The organism is Bradyrhizobium sp. 17 (assembly GCF_023073515.1).
GTDB classification, from domain to species: domain Bacteria; phylum Pseudomonadota; class Alphaproteobacteria; order Rhizobiales; family Xanthobacteraceae; genus Bradyrhizobium; species Bradyrhizobium canariense_D.
This window is the reverse complement of sequence record NZ_JADPJQ010000012.1, coordinates 403,761-418,070: the sequence shown is the minus strand read 5'-3', so window position 1 is coordinate 418,070 and position 14,310 is coordinate 403,761. Positions and strand designations below refer to the sequence as shown.

Genomic DNA, 14,310 nt, shown 5'->3' with positions numbered 1-14,310 from the left:
CTCTCATCTAGCTGTGACGCTGACAGCGCCATAGAACCGTGGGGATGAGAGGCCGTCCACACCAGCACATCGTCAGGAGCCTTCTTCGAGCGCCTCGAAGGCGCGGCTGGCTGCGGATCACCAACCGGCCGCAATCCAATCAGCTCGGGGCGGTGCTTACGGCCGGCGGTACGCTGGCACAGGCCGCAGTACAACGCCTTCTTTAGCGTATGCACAGGCCGCTCGCGCGGCCAGAGGACCAGAGTTAGTTCGACGAGCTCTGTGTGGCGGCAGCAACGGACCTCGAGGAGGCTGTGCTCGCCCTCGATGCCGCAGCGATCGTCGGTGACGGATCCTCTCCGCTGCCAATGAACTGGCGCGTCGTCCAGGCGATGCAATCGAGCGCATAGGCCTTTGCGAGAGCGGCATCGGCGGCGGCGTGCGCCGCGACGGCCTCGCGCAGCTCACGTTGATAGGCGACTTCGGCCCTGTGGAGCTCGCGGGCGAAGTGTTTGCGATCGCCGCCGGACAGAGGCGGGGTGATAATGCGGGCGGCGGACATGTCGACGATAAAAGCGCACGCGAGAACCGTCGTCCAATCCGCTAGATTTGGTGGAGAAGCACTGTAATGACCCACTAGGCGTGGGCTATGTGGACAAGTCGATTCGTCGAGGCGTCGCCTTCGCCAAGCGCCGGCTAAGGATGTGCATTGGGCATCCTCAGAGCACTGCGATGGCCGCCGCGGGTGCAGACACGATAGAGCCAGGGCTCGACGTAGCTGCCCTTCCAGATGCCGCGGGCTCGCTTGCTCCGCGGCCCTTTGGGGGGCGTCATACCGCTTCCTTTAATGCTGCGGCCAATCCAGCACAAAGGCCGCTCTGCACCAGCCATTCGCCCGAAGTCGGCGCCGCCGACGGAGCAAGTGGCGACCGATGCGGCGGTATCGATGGAGGCTCACCGGCAAACAGCTTACCAGCCGATCGGCGATGAAGGCGGCGAGGGCGTTCGCCGCCTCGCCACCGCACCGGTATTGCAGGCTATCCTCGCCGCGGCAGAGCTGGCTGCTTTCCGCCCGTTCGATCGCAGATCCGATAGAACGATCCAGGCTTATAGAAGCGCTCTGTTCCCATTAAGCTGCCTCGTACACGCCACTGAAAACGTAAACATTGCTGTTGGCTGCCGCGCCGCCGGTCGAACTTGAAATCAGCGCATTGGTAAGACCGCCCGTGGGGATATCACCAGAGTGGATCGCCCCTGTGGTCGTACTCTTGCCGACGAGGATTGCACCGCCCGAAGCCGCCGTAACCGGCAAACTGAACCCGGCCTGAGTTGCGGAGCCCATACCCGAAGCTCCGATAGTAATATTGACGCGAATAGATATGGTCTTGCCATCCTGGCGATATTGTCCGGTCAGCGTGTTGCCAGTTCCGATGGCTCCACCAGCCAAGCTGACAAGGGTTGGGGTATACGCCGTCCATGCACCAGAGATCGCGCTATAGGTGGCGGTCGGTGGGATTGTCGCCGTGCCTGCGGGCAGCGGGTCCGAACTGAGGACATTTAGACCGACGATTGACGCAGTGCCAACGGCGTGCGGGTTTTGCGAAATCTGAATGGGAAGGTTGGCGTAGAACTGGCAGTTCTCGACCAGGCCGAGCTCGCGGCCCTGCACGGAAAGACCGACGGCACCTGACGTTGCGGCCAGGATACCATTGCCTTGCGGATATCGATCCACGATGACGTTCCGCATCGTGAACTGCGTGGTATCGATCAGCGTAATGCCGTTCTTTGTCGTTGTGGTATCCGAAGACCCAACGGTCATGTCGCTTATGCCGTTGTTACCGATGATACCAGCATTGCCAAACTGGACTGCCGAAGTTGGCACAGTCGGGACAAGAACCAGCGTCGTTGCGTGCATCCCCGCGCCCTTGAGGAACACGTTGCTGCTCGCGACAGAGATTCCGTTGCCGACGCTGTATGCGCCAGGACCGAACAACAGCGTGCCGCCGCCAATGGCGCCCAGCGCCGTAATTGCGGCGTTGATAGCGGTCTGGTTGTTGGTTAGAGAACCCGCAGCCGTTCCCAAGGGAGACGACACGGCCCCAAACATCTCAGGCGTATAGATCTTGCGCCATATCGTGTCTTCCGTGATGGCGGTAGCGCCAGTTCCGGTCTGCGTGAACGACACATCGGCGGCGACGGGCTGCGTCATCCCTGGCGCGCCGTCAGTGCCGATCGAGCTAACAAAACTGTGGGCGACCACGGTGGCTGCCTTTACGCCGCCCAGCGTCGAGGTAGTCGGGGCCGGCAATTGCGCGGCGGCCAGTGTGCCGGAGATGTCGGTGAACGCCGGCTGCGCGGTCGTGACCGTGCCGTCAGTGTTGATGGCGGTGACGAACTGGTGGGTGGTCGCGGTATGGCTGAAAACGCCGCCGAGCACGGTCGGCGCTGGCATAGGCATGGCCGCCACTGGCAGCGCAATCACGAACGTCCATTTGCCTGCGGCCAGGTCGGTCGCGAACGTGCCTGCCGTGTGCGCCACCGCGCACCGATACAGGTTGTAGTTCTGCAAAACGGCAGTGCCGACCGTGCACAGCGTACCGGTCGCCCACGCATTCGCCGGCGCCAGGCCGTTCGACTGCACCGACGCCGAAAGGCTGTCATACGTCACGACGCCGTTCAACAGCGCGCCATCGTCGCGCTGGATCAACGCGAGATTGGTGCAAATCTGGTCGGTGGTCGTCTTGAGCGCGCTGAATTCGAAGTCGAGCTGCTGGCCGGGGAAATTGGAAATGGTCGCGGCATCACTGACGAACGCGTGCGCTGGCGAGTACGAAGACGGCTGAGACACGGGGCATCCTCGGAAGGAGGGACGCCGCCGGCGACGCGACTAAATCAGCCTATGCCAGAATTATACGATAAACGCAGAGCGTCCGCAATCTAGCACGACGTACGTCACTGATAGCTTCCGTCCGGCTGCAGATTGTACGTGTGCCCGTTCTGAAGAACTGTCTGCGGTTTGGCGAGGGCTGCCGGATCGACGCCGTTTTGCTGCAGCCGCCGCTTCACTGCTGCCGGGTCGGCGCCGCGTGCAATCGCGTCGCGTGCCTGAGATAGCGGATCGCTGCCCGACGTTGCCGAACTCTTCGGCGATGCCGGGTCGCTGCCGGCGCTCGATAGCGGCACCCACCGTCCGTTTACCAAGCCGAGTTTCTGGCCAGTCTGTGGATTGGTGGCTGTCTGCGTCGGCGCTGCGGAAGTCGACGCGGCTTGTGCAGCAGGTGCTGCAGTAGCTTGCGTAGCAGGCGCCTGCTGCTGAGGCTCCGTGTACATCCGGATCGTGTTTTCGATCTGGTGAAGCTGTTGGGACAGTTTCACGCGTTCGGCGGGCAGCGTGTTGGGATCGATGACAAGCTGGCGAATCTGTTCGTGGTCGCCCTTGAGCGCATTCACGATCGTCGGGATCTTCGCCGCCTCGGTCTCCGGATTGCTGAGTGCGTTGCCTTGCGGAAGCAAGTCGTTTACCCATTGCTGTGCCTGAACAGTCTGCCGTCCGGGTCCGCCGAGCAACACGGCCCGCGCTTGGTTGTTCCGAATATCTTGTGACGATCGCGCCCGTTGGATGTCCGGAGCGATTTCAGACGAGCCAGTGGCCGCCTTCATCACGCTCGTTGCAGCAGGTAGCGCGCCAAGCTCTTCGTTGAAGAACGTTGCAATCTTCGGGCCGATTCCCGATGTCCTCGACGCGTCGGCGGCCGCCTGACTTTTCTTCGGGTCCCCAACAACCAGTGGCGTCGACGCGCTCGAGCGCACGTTGTTATCGCGAGCCTGGGCCAGGGCCGCGTCCGTGCCTACCGGTTGAAATCCGGTCGCCGAAACAGTCCTGCCGTCGAGCAGGATCGCTGTCCGGCCGCCGTCGCGGGAGATCGCTGTTTGGCCAGTGCGCGGCTCGATCAACGTTTGCTCCGCTAGGTCCAGACCGGCTTTCTTCAGGATGCGGGGATCGAGGGCACCAAGCGGGTCCGATGACGTCTGACTCGGCTGCGCCGCAGCGGCCTGCCGACGCAGCATGTTTGCGACCACGTTGTCGGAAGTCATTGGCGCTTCGCCGCCGACCGCTTGCGACTTGGGAACATAGTGAGCCACGCCGGCATCATCGAGGACCGGCGTCAACGTACGCTGATCGATCGCAAGCTGAGTCTCGCGTGCGCGGTCCGAGGCGATGCGTTGCGATTCCAGCGTCGTGGCGTTATTCATGCCGGTGGTCGTGATGACGTTGTCGAGAGAGCGACGTTGACCGATGGCAGTGCTTGCTGCGGGGCCGCCGGCGCCCATCATCGAGATTGCGAGGCGGGGATCGTCGAAGCTGGATGCATGGTTCGCAGCGGAGAACCGGCCAAAGTCGGCCGCGTCCTGGCCGGTCTTGCCCGCGAGCACTCCGTAGTAGCCGATGTCGTTGCGATTGCCGGCGCGTACTGCAGCGGCGAGGGGCTCGGAGCTGTCGTTCTCACGCTTCAGCCCGAACGCCTTTTGCCGGTAAACTTCCTTCTGTGCCTGGTCGCCGAACATCGCCTCGCCGAGATCCTTCAGCGAGTTGGCCAGCGGCGAATTGTCGGCGTATGCGTTGATGATGCGGGGCATCCAGCGCCTCAAGTTGATGTTGAGAGGCCGGGTTCGCGAATCCCGGAAGGCGTCAGCGGAGAGTGGAGTGTAGCACAACCGGTGGGAAAGTCAGCGTTCTAAGGTCGCAGCTGTTCAACGCGAGCTATAGTCCTGGCGGATGCGACCTCCTCGGAGGCGACAATATTGGCCCTAACGAGGCCGACCTTCTGGGGCCGCCGGCTGATGTTGAGGGGAGGCGCCCGACCTTAGATTGTTCGCCTTTCGGCCGTTAATGGGCCTAAACCGGACATCATGCGGACAGCCCAATTCGGTCGAGAATGACCCTAAGCCGAACTCCGCCTTGCGCCGATTAAAATCGGAGGCGCTTCACATCATCGTCCCGGGTATGAAGCAGCGAATGCTCACACCCATCGGGCCATAGAGCGGCCAGACCAGCGTCGCTTTAGCCCTGTTCGGCTCGTCGATGACGGCGTCGTCGGGTACGTAAACCCACTCGGTTTCCACGTTGGTGGCGCCAGCCATCGCGCCCGAAGCCCCCAGGCGTTGTCGGCACGCGGACACGGTAATGGATGGTTGCCGGTGATCTCCCAATCTACCTCTGACAAATGCATCGCTTCGCTACCATCGCAGCACAGATCTCCCTTTCGGTCATAAAGCTCCGCAAACCACTTCGACAGATCAAGCCGATTGTGATCGTGCGCGAGCACGGCGCTGGTCGATACCATCAGCGCGACCGCGAACAGATTACGGAACATCGACTTATTCCAAATCGTTGGCTATCAAATCGGTCAGGGAGGAACTGTTGCCCGGATTCAGTCCACTCGCACAGCACCGCAATGGTCCGCGAAGTCACTGGCGTTGCCAGTCCGATGGCGTGCCCTAAATCGCTTAACCGCCCAGCGGGCCACGCGCCTGCGCTTCCGAAGTAGGTGGCCCGCTTCCGAGGGCTGGATCAGAGCAGGCTGACGCCAGCTTTGCTCGCCTCGCGATTAGACGGCCAGTCCACCAAACCCGCAATTGGAGAATTTGGATTACCCCCCGCTCGGTCTACATGACGAAGCGGCCCGCACAACAACGGTATCTGTACCTGCGATTTTGATTCCACTAGCGTCCCGACAGGCTGATTCCATTTGCTGCCTTGCATGATTCTGAAAGTGGCCCAAAGGCGACATTCGACGTCAGGAGTGATTTCCAGCTGCCGTCTGAGCTTTGGATGCTAGCCGGGGAAGTCGCGGAACTCCTTGACGAGATTAAACGGAATCTTCCACCCGGCGCCTCCGTCGCGCATCAGCATCTTGATGTCTTCCGCCCTGTTTTCTTTTCCGGTTTTCGGATCGGTCTCCAATGTGTGGCCGTTGCTGTCCCAAGGCTTGGTCGCGCTCTTCGAGTAGGAGCCGAGAAAATGCCCGGCTTCATGGGCAGACGTGTTAGGCCCGCGTTGCGAGCTGATGAAGGCAAGGTCCAGCGATCGAGCAAACGAGCCATTGGGAAAGGAGCCCTTGGACCGAAGCTTGTCGACACAGAAAATGGTGAGATGGGCGCCTTGAACTTTGTGTTTGGCGAAGAAGCTCTTCAGTTTTTCGACATCGATCACATCGGGAAGGATCGCAAGGCTCGCATCCTTCATGCCAGTCGCATTGGCGAGCTCCTGTTTGACGGCAGCCTGCGAGTCGTCGATGACCAGCCAGTCTGTTGGCACCCGCTCGAAGCGGATGTTGGCCTGCGGCCTCCATATATTGTTCATCGTCAGCAATTCATCTTGCTCACTGCAGGGCTTCTTGGCGTGAAAAGCCGGAGCGCCGCCGCTGCCCGGAATCATGACGTTGCGGAACGCCACCTTGATCTTGATTTCCGGCAGCACGACGACATAGAGCTTGGCTTCGATCTTCCGGCCGGCCGACCGGGCCACCACCTCCAGACCGGGAAAGGGAATCGGCTTGATCCGGCCATTGATTTCGAAAAACCGTGCATCGCCATTGAAGGTGGCGGGAAGTGACGCCGCCCTGAGCTGCGGATCGATGTCGGGTGCGGAGAAGGTGTCTTTGGTCTGCATGACGCGTCTAAGAGTATCGGCGCCATCGATCTCCTTGATCCCGAGGGCATGGGGGTTAGGATCGACTTTGAGCTTTCTTCCGGGATCGATCAGCGCCACGATGTTGGAGCCGCCGAACGGCACCACCATGCCTGGCGGGCTGCGGCCCTCATCGATGCCGGAGCGGCGGAAAACCTCTTGGAAAGCGGCCATGTCCGGTTCTCCTGTTCTAGTTCGGCCCGTCAACGCGAAATTTTGAACCTTCGGCCGTTCGCTGCGCGGCTGGCGGATGGTTTCCTCGGGCGTGCCGATCCTCGGCGATGATGCCGGCATTCATGAAGCCGACGCGGGGTGGAGACATCGGCTGAGAAGGCCATCTCGTGCGTGGCCAGCATCGTCTTGCCTTGGCGCTTCTGGCCCCGGTCACCCCTTGGCAGCAACGTACCCATAGAAATTCATAAGAAAGTCCCGAACCGCGAGGGGCTTGACGGCATGGGTTTTTTCCTGCGGATGCGGTATCAAATAGTCTCCATCGCCATATGAGAAGACCTTCGCCTTCACGAACCCGTTCATCACTTGTATCTTCTCGCGCAGCACGACCCAGTGCATCGTAAGCGCGGAGCCTTTATCGGACTGGTCGTCATAGTCGATCATATTGGCGCTTATGAAAAGACATACGCGATATCCGCTGTCGAGCAGCCGGTTGGCTTCGTTTACATCGTCGATGTCTTTGTTGAATCGTGAAATGTTGGTATTCTCGCGCACGTCCCGGTATCCTGCCTTGCGAAACCATTGCTCCATTTCGCTCGGCAGGGTGACACCCGCAAGATCGCTGATCTTGCCTGTGTCGTCGAAATCCAGGAACCAGTTCTCCGAATCGCGTATGGAGGCGCATGTCAGCCAGTCGACGTGGTCCAGCGACCAGGGTGGCGTGAAGTTCCTCACATCCTTTCCCGGCTTGATCAGCAGGCGGCCAAGATTCGCCTGCCCCTTCTGATAGAGATCGATCGCGAAGCGCGCGTAAGACCCTGGCTTGTCCGACGCGTAGCCGAACATCAGGGCGGATGGCCCGCACAGACTTCCCTGGTCTTGATTGATGAGGCTCGGTTTCGCAATGCGCCTGAGAATACCTATGCCGACGCGGTGTGGGTCGAGCTTCGGAAAGAACGTCGTCCTCGTATTTTTCAGGAAATCGCAGACCATTTCCGCGGCTAGTTTTTTCTGGTCGGAATTGAGATCATACGGTCCGATCCCGCGCTTCTCCTTGTATTCTTCTCCGACGAAGAGCGTGATGAGCTTTTTCGAGGTGGGGGAGAGCGTTCTGGAGGTGTTCGCAATGGTGGTCAGGTCGTCCAGCTCGAATGCGGTGACCATGCCGTCTGCGACGGTAGCCCGGATGATGTCAACGACCTCTGCGTAGTCCAGCTTTGAATCGTCGATGAGACCTTTGCGAAGTGCAGCATCGACGGAAGGAGTCGCGATTGCGTCCCATTGGCCCTTTGGCGGGGCGGGCTTGGCGGCCGCCTTCGTCGACAGTTCAACGAGCCGATTGAATGTCGGACCGGCAGGCCGAACATAGCCGTCAGGCGTGCCGGGAAAGTTCTTCTTCTGGAAGTACAGAATCGAGTTGTAAAGGCCGTCGCTGGCATAACCGGTCACGACCATCTGTGGTTTGAGCGTGTTCTCGGCGCCGCCGTCGGAAATGGCGATCTTGTTGAGCAGCGAAATAACCAGTTCCTGATCCTTTTTCCAGTTCTGGCAGCTGCGCCCTGTCGTCGCGAACCGTCCGACCTTGTCTTTCAACTGCAGCATATCGCGCCTCCCGGAACGGGAATGCTGCCTCGAACGTCCTGACATGCAGCCGGAGGCAGGCGCCGTGGCAAGTCTTCCCGCTGTAGGGTTGGTCGCCCTTGCCGTCCCTTGTGTTCACTCGCAAGGACAGCGGTCGCCCTGTGGCGGTTCACGAATGAGTTATGTCTGCCTATCGGGGTAGACCGGAATTCGTCGGCGCAGCGCTAGAATGTCGCGAATGGGCCGTAGCTGCTCTCTGTTTCTACCCCTGACGTCGGCTTGCGGGGTGCGAACGGACCAACGTGGCCGCGGCGCCCGCATGTGACCCGTTGCAGACTTCGAGTCGCCGAGCCTACGTCCCTTTTGAATCGCGACCTTAGTGTGACCAAAGTCACGAAGTCGAAGCTTGCCTTTCGGTAGTCTCCGCATACCCTGCGCAGAGATTATTCGGGGCAACGATGCGCGCGTTTCGGTGGTTTTTATTGTTCTTTTTCATGTGGCTCGTCTGTAGTTCTGCACAGGCCGGGCATCGCGTTGCCCTGGTCATTGGCAACTCCGCCTACAAGAGCGTGCCCCGGCTTGCCAATCCTGCCAACGACGCGACGCTGGTCGGCGGTATGTTCAAGAAGGCCGGGTTCGACAGTGTCGATGTCAGGCTTGACCTCAACGTGGGCGAGATGCGCAAGGCGCTCCGCGAGTTCGGCGGCAGGGCACGCGACGCCGAGGTGGCCGTGATCTATTACGCCGGTCATGGCATTGAACTGGACGGCACCAACTACCTGATCCCGACGGACGCGACGCTAGAGACCGACAGCGACGTCCTCGACGAAACGCTTCCGCTTGACCGTGCGATGTTTGCCGTCGAGCCCGCGAAACAGCTACGCCTTATCATTCTGGATGCTTGCCGCGACAATCCATTTGCCAAGACCATGAAGCGCACCATCGCCTCGCGCGCGATAGGTCGCGGCCTTGCCAAGATTGAGCCGGCAAGCCCGAACACCATGATTGCGTTCGCGGCGAAGGCCGGCTCGACAGCCTCGGACGGCGATGCAAAAAATAGTCCGTTCGCCGCAGCTCTCGTCGAGCGGCTGCCGACACCCGGTCTCGATTTGCGTAAGGCGTTCGGTTTCGTTCGCGACGATGTCCTGAAGAATACCGGTAACAAGCAGGAGCCCTATGTCTACGGTTCGCTTGGTGGCGATGATGTGTCGCTCGTCCCTGCCAAGCCGGTCGTTGCCGGGCCGCAGGCAAACCCGCAAGATGCGATCCGCCGGGACTACGAGCTGGCGCTCCAGCTAGGCTCGCGCGAGGTCTGGACAGCTTTCGTGGCACAATATCCCGATGGCTTTTACGCCAGCCTCGCCAAGGGGCAGTTAAGCAGGATTGGGGCCGAAGAGGCGCGCGCCGCCGCTGCGGACAAAGCCAAACAGGCCGAGGATGAAAGGGCCCGTCTTGCGGCCGAACGCGCCAACAAGGCCGAGCAGGACAAGGCGGCCGCGGCAGCCAAGGCAGCCGAGACTGCCAAGCTCGCGGCAGAGAAGGCCAGGCAGACCGAGGAAGCGAAAGCAGCCGCTGCGGAGCAGCGGCGCAAGGAGGCTGAAGCCGCTGTCGCCAAGGTCTTGGCTGACAAGCTGGTGGCCGAGAAGGCGCTCGCCAACAGGATCGCCACCGACAAGGCGCTCGCCGAGCTGGCCGCCAAACAAGCAGCCGAGAAGAAGGCAGCGATTGATAGCGAAACGAAGGTTGCGGCAGTCGCTCCGACCGCAGCACAGCCCAGCCTAACTCCGAATGAGACGGCAAAGCTGCTGCAATCGGAGCTGCGTCGGGTTGGATGTCTCGCAACGGCCGCCGACGGAGACTGGAACGCACCGTCGCAGCGCTCGCTGACTTTGTTCAATAAGTACGCCGGCACGAAGTTCGACACCAAGCTCGCCAGCTTCGACGCGCTCGACGCGATCAAGACCAGGCCGGGCCGGGTTTGCCCGCTGATCTGTGAGCGCGGTTTCAGGGTTGATGGCGATGCTTGCGTCAAGATCACCTGCCGTGCAGGCTATCGCGTCAATGACGACAACGAATGCGAGAAGATTCCGGAGAAGAAGCCAATTGCGACGAGGGATGAAACAAAAAACCGGGACGAGCAGCGCAAGCAAGTCGAATCCGCTCCGGCGAAGCCGCAGGCCACCACGGGGCAGATGTTCTGCAATGGAGCCGGGTGCAGGCCGGTGCGGTCCGGCTGTAAGCTGGTGCCGGGTGGTTCTGGTCTAGCATCTGGTGATGGTAGGCCGAGGGCGATGATGGAGGTTTGTGGTTAAAGGTCGTCGGCCGTCCGGCGTGCGGCCGCCAGTGAGAACGATGACCGCTTCTGGCCTCTTTCCGACTCTACCCGATGTTCAAGTTGAGTCCGGTATGCGCATTAGAGCGGAAGCCGTTCGACCACTCTCGATCGACTTGGTCTTTTCAAGCTAAACTTTCTCGAACTGCCTCCCCACGACCCTGAATCTCAAAAAATCGCGCACTAGTCGGATGGCAATACGGCACCCTTGCAAACGTCGAGGAGGGGGGTGGGTGGGGGTGGGGACCCCCATCGGCCCGCGCCGGTCACATGCCGTCGACAACGCGCTGCACCACGCTGGTGCCGACGCCAAGGGTGCGGCCGATCTTGAGGACGCCCATGCCTTTGCCTCGCAGGCTGCGAATGCGCTTCTCGACTGCGACTGGCGTACGCGGGCGCCCAAGGCGAGTACCCTTCTCACGAGCCCGCGCAAGCCCTGCGTTGACCCTCTCGCGGATGATGCCGCGCTCGAATTCGGCAAAGACGCCGAGCATTTGAAACATTGCGCGGCCGGCTGTGGTCGAGGTGTCGAGTCCTTGCTGGTGCAGGAAGAGATCGACTCCTTTGTCGCGGAGTGCCTGGAGAATGGCGAGGAGATCCGTCAGCGATCTTCCCAAACGGTCGACGGACCAGGCGGCGACCATACCGAACTCTTTTGCGTTAACCGCTTTCATCATCGCGTCGAGGCCGGGGCGCTTGTCGCGACCCTTTGCGCCGCTGATGCCGGCGTCTTCATAAACCTTCACGACTTCCCAGCCGGAGCGCGCCGCGACTGCCTGGAGCTCGCGGCGCTGGTTCGCTGTCGTTTGGCTGTCGGTGCTCACTCGCAGATAGATCGCAACTTTCTTCATGGCTAGCTCCTGACGCTGGTCTGGTCACCGTACAGGATACGCGAGAGGCATACGAAAAACAAATGGTTTGCGTATGGCGCGAGCGCGCGAAAATTGTTGAGCGATCGCAACACTTGGCGGCGCTAATGCAAGCCAGGGTTTTCCGTATAGTCTTCTTCGCGCCTTTTGTGCGCCGGCTCGACGCGCGTGCGTAACTGGTCCGCGACGCTCGTCCGCGTCGGCGACGTAGCGCGCACGGAAGAGTCCAACGTCCTCGACGGCAGTGTAGACGTTTCACCCGTCGATCGTCGTGGCTTCGTTATCCTGGACGCATGCGTTTCCCCTGTCCTTGGGATTCAGCTCATGACCTTGCTTGGAAACTATGAGCGGAAGTCAACACTGCCCTGTCCAAATGCGAGCATTCTGCGTCACGACCGGGATGCGTTCGCTTTCGAATGCACACAGGTCGAGCCCAACGGCAATTACCTTATCGACGCCTGCATTCCTTTGGCCGTGGCGATCGATTTCGAGAAAATGAGAGCCGCCAAAAATGGCGGCCTTTCACAACCGGAGTAAAAAATATGGCGCGTCTCTTCTCATTCGATTTCACGCAGAGTGGGGAAAACTTGATCCTGAACGCTTGCGTTCCATTCTCCGTCGGAGTCGACGTTTTTAGAATGATATCAGAGGCGGCCAGTCGAGAAAAACTGCCCGTTCATTCCAAAAAAGTGCAGGCGCCTCAGAATTCGAGCCTGACGGTTCGAAGCCTGGATTCAACGACGCCTAAATCCGGAAAGGCAAAAGGCAAACGCACGGGGCCGGATAATCCGGCAAAACATCATCACGGTGAAGAGTCTGACTAGCGTGCTGCAAGAGGCTTCTGGCGACGCCGCGCGAAAAGTGCGCAGCAATTACGAACGATAACCCGCTCCGCTCACAAGCGTGGCAGAATTTATCAGGATGAGAACTCGTCACCGCTTTCCGCCATTCGGCGTTCGTACGTTTCTTGCTCGAGACAGATTTCGCGACGTCAAAGCGCGCTGTGCAACGTTCCGAAACGACTAGACTTTCATCTCGCCGCGCCACGCGGCGCCGGCGATCGATATTCCGATGATGCACAACCAGAAAACCATCCGGAATGCCCACCATACAAATTTTCCGGCAAGGATTGCCGCCGGCAAAACAATGAAAAAAGAAACCAATATCCACACGATGGCTTCCGTCATGGCGGCTAACCTCGTTGAGTAAATCGCGAGTTTGTACCCGACCCGCGTCGGTGGCAACTGAATGTTTTTCTGACCCAACGCAATGATCGATCTGCACGCGCTTGGCGCGCAGCGACCAGACTACTGTGATGCCGGCAGCGCCGCTTTCACGCGCTCACCCAACTCTGTCAGCCGAAAGAGGTGCAAAGGCTCCGGCTCGGCGCCGGCCTTAATTTGCCACGGGTCTAGGATCCCCTGGTATGCCGGATTGCGAGCCTTCTCGACCCATCCCCGGCGCAGCAAAACTTGGTGCACCTTCCCGCGGCCGCTTTTGTGGATCCCGGCCATGCGCGCAATATCGCCCATGCCTAACCATTCGCCGGGCCGCATTACTCGCAGCATGCGATCGGCGATCGATTGACCGGGAAGGGCTCGGCACAGGTTGCGCGCTCGAACGGCAGCCAGGATGCGTTCGGCAGCTGCTTCCTGCCGGACAGCCCGCTTTCGGCGCTTCGCCTCGACTGACGCCCCGATGTCGCAAAGCGGCCGCTTGTCGCCTTTCTTCGTAAATCGCCACGTTTGGTCGGCTTCATCGAGCAGGCGCCAAATATGTGCGAGCCATTCTTCCGGGTCCGCCGGGAACTGGAGATTGAAAGCAGGCATGCCTACCCCTTGTCGTGATGCGATCCATCCAACGATTTAATCCGCAGCAGACGGCTTGGTAACCGCCACAAAAACGCGGTTGGATAAACGGAATAGCTCGCGAAATTATAACACAAGACGATTCGTTGACCGCTTCATCCTAATCCAGCATGCCCGAGATGTCGCACCAATGGCGCTGTGCCAAGTCCGCCGGCGGCTCGGCTGGTCCGTCCAGCGTCCCGGACAACGCCCGCTGCATCGCCGCCACCGGCGTTTCCCCTCGTCGCACATCTACCGGCCGGATTTCTAAAAGCGTGATTTGGGAAGGCGACTCGAGTTTGCGAACCGCAGCTCGCCGTGATGCGGCTGGTGCCGGCATCTTCCGGCCAGTGGTGTTCTTTTTGACGGTCTTGCGCGCGACCGGCTTGGCGATCGACACCGGGCCTGTGTGGATCTTGCGACACCGCGGACAACGGCGGACCAATTGACGGGTGCTGATCTGGCGCATTGACGCCGTGACATCGAAAGGCTGCGAGCATTCCGGGCATGAGGTTTGAAGCTCGAGGACTCGCACCTCCCGGTCATTGCCCATGGTGTGATAAAAATGGCCGGTCTGAATGTAGACTTGGCCGCGCACGGTGAATTTGGCACCGGCGGCGGTATCGGTTCGTCGCATGTTTTGGTCTCGGGTTCGTGGATCGATTGATGGGCGCCGGCGGCGAGTCGGCTTTCCTTTTCTGGAATCGGCCAGTGTTGACGTAATTGGCATTGCTCAGGACGGGCACCGGTTGTCACCGTTGTCACTTGAGGGAATTTGCAGGAAAGACGGCCAGTGGGTCTCTGGCTTCTATTATTAGAAGAAGGGCTTTTATGGTTCTC

12 protein-coding genes and 1 pseudogene are annotated in these 14,310 nt (G+C 60.3%); 4 read left to right on the top strand and 9 right to left on the bottom strand.

The annotated features are described in order from the left end of the window. Positions 1-263: 263 nt before the first annotated feature. Entirely contained in the window at positions 264-389 is a 126-nt protein-coding gene (locus tag IVB13_RS40090) for a hypothetical protein (protein WP_256467330.1), read from the top strand. A 719-nt stretch (positions 390-1,108) separates the two neighbouring features. On the opposite strand, the gene IVB13_RS03220 is transcribed toward IVB13_RS40090, so the two are convergent. From IVB13_RS03220 to IVB13_RS03200, 5 genes and pseudogenes are all read right to left on the bottom strand, one after another. Further along, on the bottom strand, positions 1,109-2,827 hold the full coding sequence (locus tag IVB13_RS03220; protein ID WP_247487676.1) for a hypothetical protein: 1,719 nt from the start codon (positions 2,825-2,827) through the stop codon (positions 1,109-1,111). A gap of 104 nt (positions 2,828-2,931) precedes the next feature. Further along, positions 2,932-4,617: a hypothetical protein gene (locus IVB13_RS03215; RefSeq protein WP_247487675.1), complete on the bottom strand. Its 1,686-nt coding sequence runs from the start codon at positions 4,615-4,617 to the stop codon at positions 2,932-2,934. A gap of 348 nt (positions 4,618-4,965) precedes the next feature. Beyond that, positions 4,966-5,167: pseudogene (locus IVB13_RS03210) on the bottom strand (hypothetical protein); the annotation flags it as partial. 648 nt (positions 5,168-5,815) lie between these two features. Further along, complete coding sequence (locus IVB13_RS03205) at positions 5,816-6,844, bottom strand: hypothetical protein (protein WP_247487673.1); 1,029 nt, start codon at positions 6,842-6,844, stop codon at positions 5,816-5,818. A gap of 210 nt (positions 6,845-7,054) precedes the next feature. Then, the gene (locus tag IVB13_RS03200) at positions 7,055-8,443 is read right to left on the bottom strand and encodes a hypothetical protein (protein WP_247366692.1); all 1,389 of its coding nucleotides are present in this window, start codon (positions 8,441-8,443) and stop codon (positions 7,055-7,057) included. 437 nt (positions 8,444-8,880) lie between these two features. Between IVB13_RS03200 and IVB13_RS03195 the strand changes: the two genes are divergently transcribed. Beyond that, the gene (locus IVB13_RS03195; RefSeq protein ID WP_247487671.1) at positions 8,881-10,734 is read left to right on the top strand and encodes a caspase family protein; all 1,854 of its coding nucleotides are present in this window, start codon (positions 8,881-8,883) and stop codon (positions 10,732-10,734) included. Positions 10,735-11,020: 286 nt separating this feature from the next. Here IVB13_RS03195 and IVB13_RS03190 read toward each other — a convergent pair whose 3' ends face one another. After that, entirely contained in the window at positions 11,021-11,605 is a 585-nt protein-coding gene (locus IVB13_RS03190) for a recombinase family protein (protein ID WP_247487669.1), read from the bottom strand. A gap of 186 nt (positions 11,606-11,791) precedes the next feature. Here IVB13_RS03190 and IVB13_RS03185 point away from each other — a divergent pair, with 186 nt between their 5' ends. Beyond that, positions 11,792-12,160 carry a hypothetical protein gene (locus IVB13_RS03185; RefSeq protein ID WP_247487668.1) on the top strand — a complete coding sequence of 123 codons (369 nt, stop codon included), beginning with the start codon at positions 11,792-11,794 and terminating at the stop codon, positions 12,158-12,160. Between the two features lie 5 nt (positions 12,161-12,165). Further along, positions 12,166-12,447 (top strand): hypothetical protein, encoded by a 282-nt coding sequence (locus IVB13_RS03180; protein WP_247487666.1) that lies wholly within the window; start codon positions 12,166-12,168, stop codon positions 12,445-12,447. A gap of 198 nt (positions 12,448-12,645) precedes the next feature. Here IVB13_RS03180 and IVB13_RS03175 read toward each other — a convergent pair whose 3' ends face one another. The 3 genes from IVB13_RS03175 to IVB13_RS03165 all read right to left on the bottom strand — a co-directional run bounded on the left by IVB13_RS03175 (position 12,646) and on the right by IVB13_RS03165 (position 14,107). Beyond that, positions 12,646-12,810: a hypothetical protein gene (locus IVB13_RS03175; protein ID WP_247487664.1), complete on the bottom strand. Its 165-nt coding sequence runs from the start codon at positions 12,808-12,810 to the stop codon at positions 12,646-12,648. 120 nt (positions 12,811-12,930) lie between these two features. Beyond that, positions 12,931-13,452: a hypothetical protein gene (locus IVB13_RS03170; RefSeq protein ID WP_247487662.1), complete on the bottom strand. Its 522-nt coding sequence runs from the start codon at positions 13,450-13,452 to the stop codon at positions 12,931-12,933. A gap of 139 nt (positions 13,453-13,591) precedes the next feature. After that, positions 13,592-14,107 carry a hypothetical protein gene (locus IVB13_RS03165; protein WP_247487660.1) on the bottom strand — a complete coding sequence of 172 codons (516 nt, stop codon included), beginning with the start codon at positions 14,105-14,107 and terminating at the stop codon, positions 13,592-13,594. Positions 14,108-14,310: the final 203 nt, after the last annotated feature.

What these genes read in the sequence shown, in the direction of transcription:
- IVB13_RS03170 (WP_247487662.1), bottom strand. Translation starts at nt 13,452, where the DNA reads ATGCCTGCTTTCAATCTCCAGTTCCCGGCGGACCCGGAAGAATGGCTC.
- IVB13_RS03180 (WP_247487666.1), top strand. Translation starts at nt 12,166, where the DNA reads ATGGCGCGTCTCTTCTCATTCGATTTCACGCAGAGTGGGGAAAACTTG.
- IVB13_RS03175 (WP_247487664.1), bottom strand. Translation starts at nt 12,810, where the DNA reads ATGACGGAAGCCATCGTGTGGATATTGGTTTCTTTTTTCATTGTTTTG.
- IVB13_RS03215 (WP_247487675.1), bottom strand. Translation starts at nt 4,617, where the DNA reads ATGCCCCGCATCATCAACGCATACGCCGACAATTCGCCGCTGGCCAAC.
- IVB13_RS03195 (WP_247487671.1), top strand. Translation starts at nt 8,881, where the DNA reads ATGCGCGCGTTTCGGTGGTTTTTATTGTTCTTTTTCATGTGGCTCGTC.
- IVB13_RS03200 (WP_247366692.1), bottom strand. Translation starts at nt 8,443, where the DNA reads ATGCTGCAGTTGAAAGACAAGGTCGGACGGTTCGCGACGACAGGGCGC.
- IVB13_RS03165 (WP_247487660.1), bottom strand. Translation starts at nt 14,107, where the DNA reads ATGCGACGAACCGATACCGCCGCCGGTGCCAAATTCACCGTGCGCGGC.
- IVB13_RS03205 (WP_247487673.1), bottom strand. Translation starts at nt 6,844, where the DNA reads ATGGCCGCTTTCCAAGAGGTTTTCCGCCGCTCCGGCATCGATGAGGGC.
- IVB13_RS03190 (WP_247487669.1), bottom strand. Translation starts at nt 11,605, where the DNA reads ATGAAGAAAGTTGCGATCTATCTGCGAGTGAGCACCGACAGCCAAACG.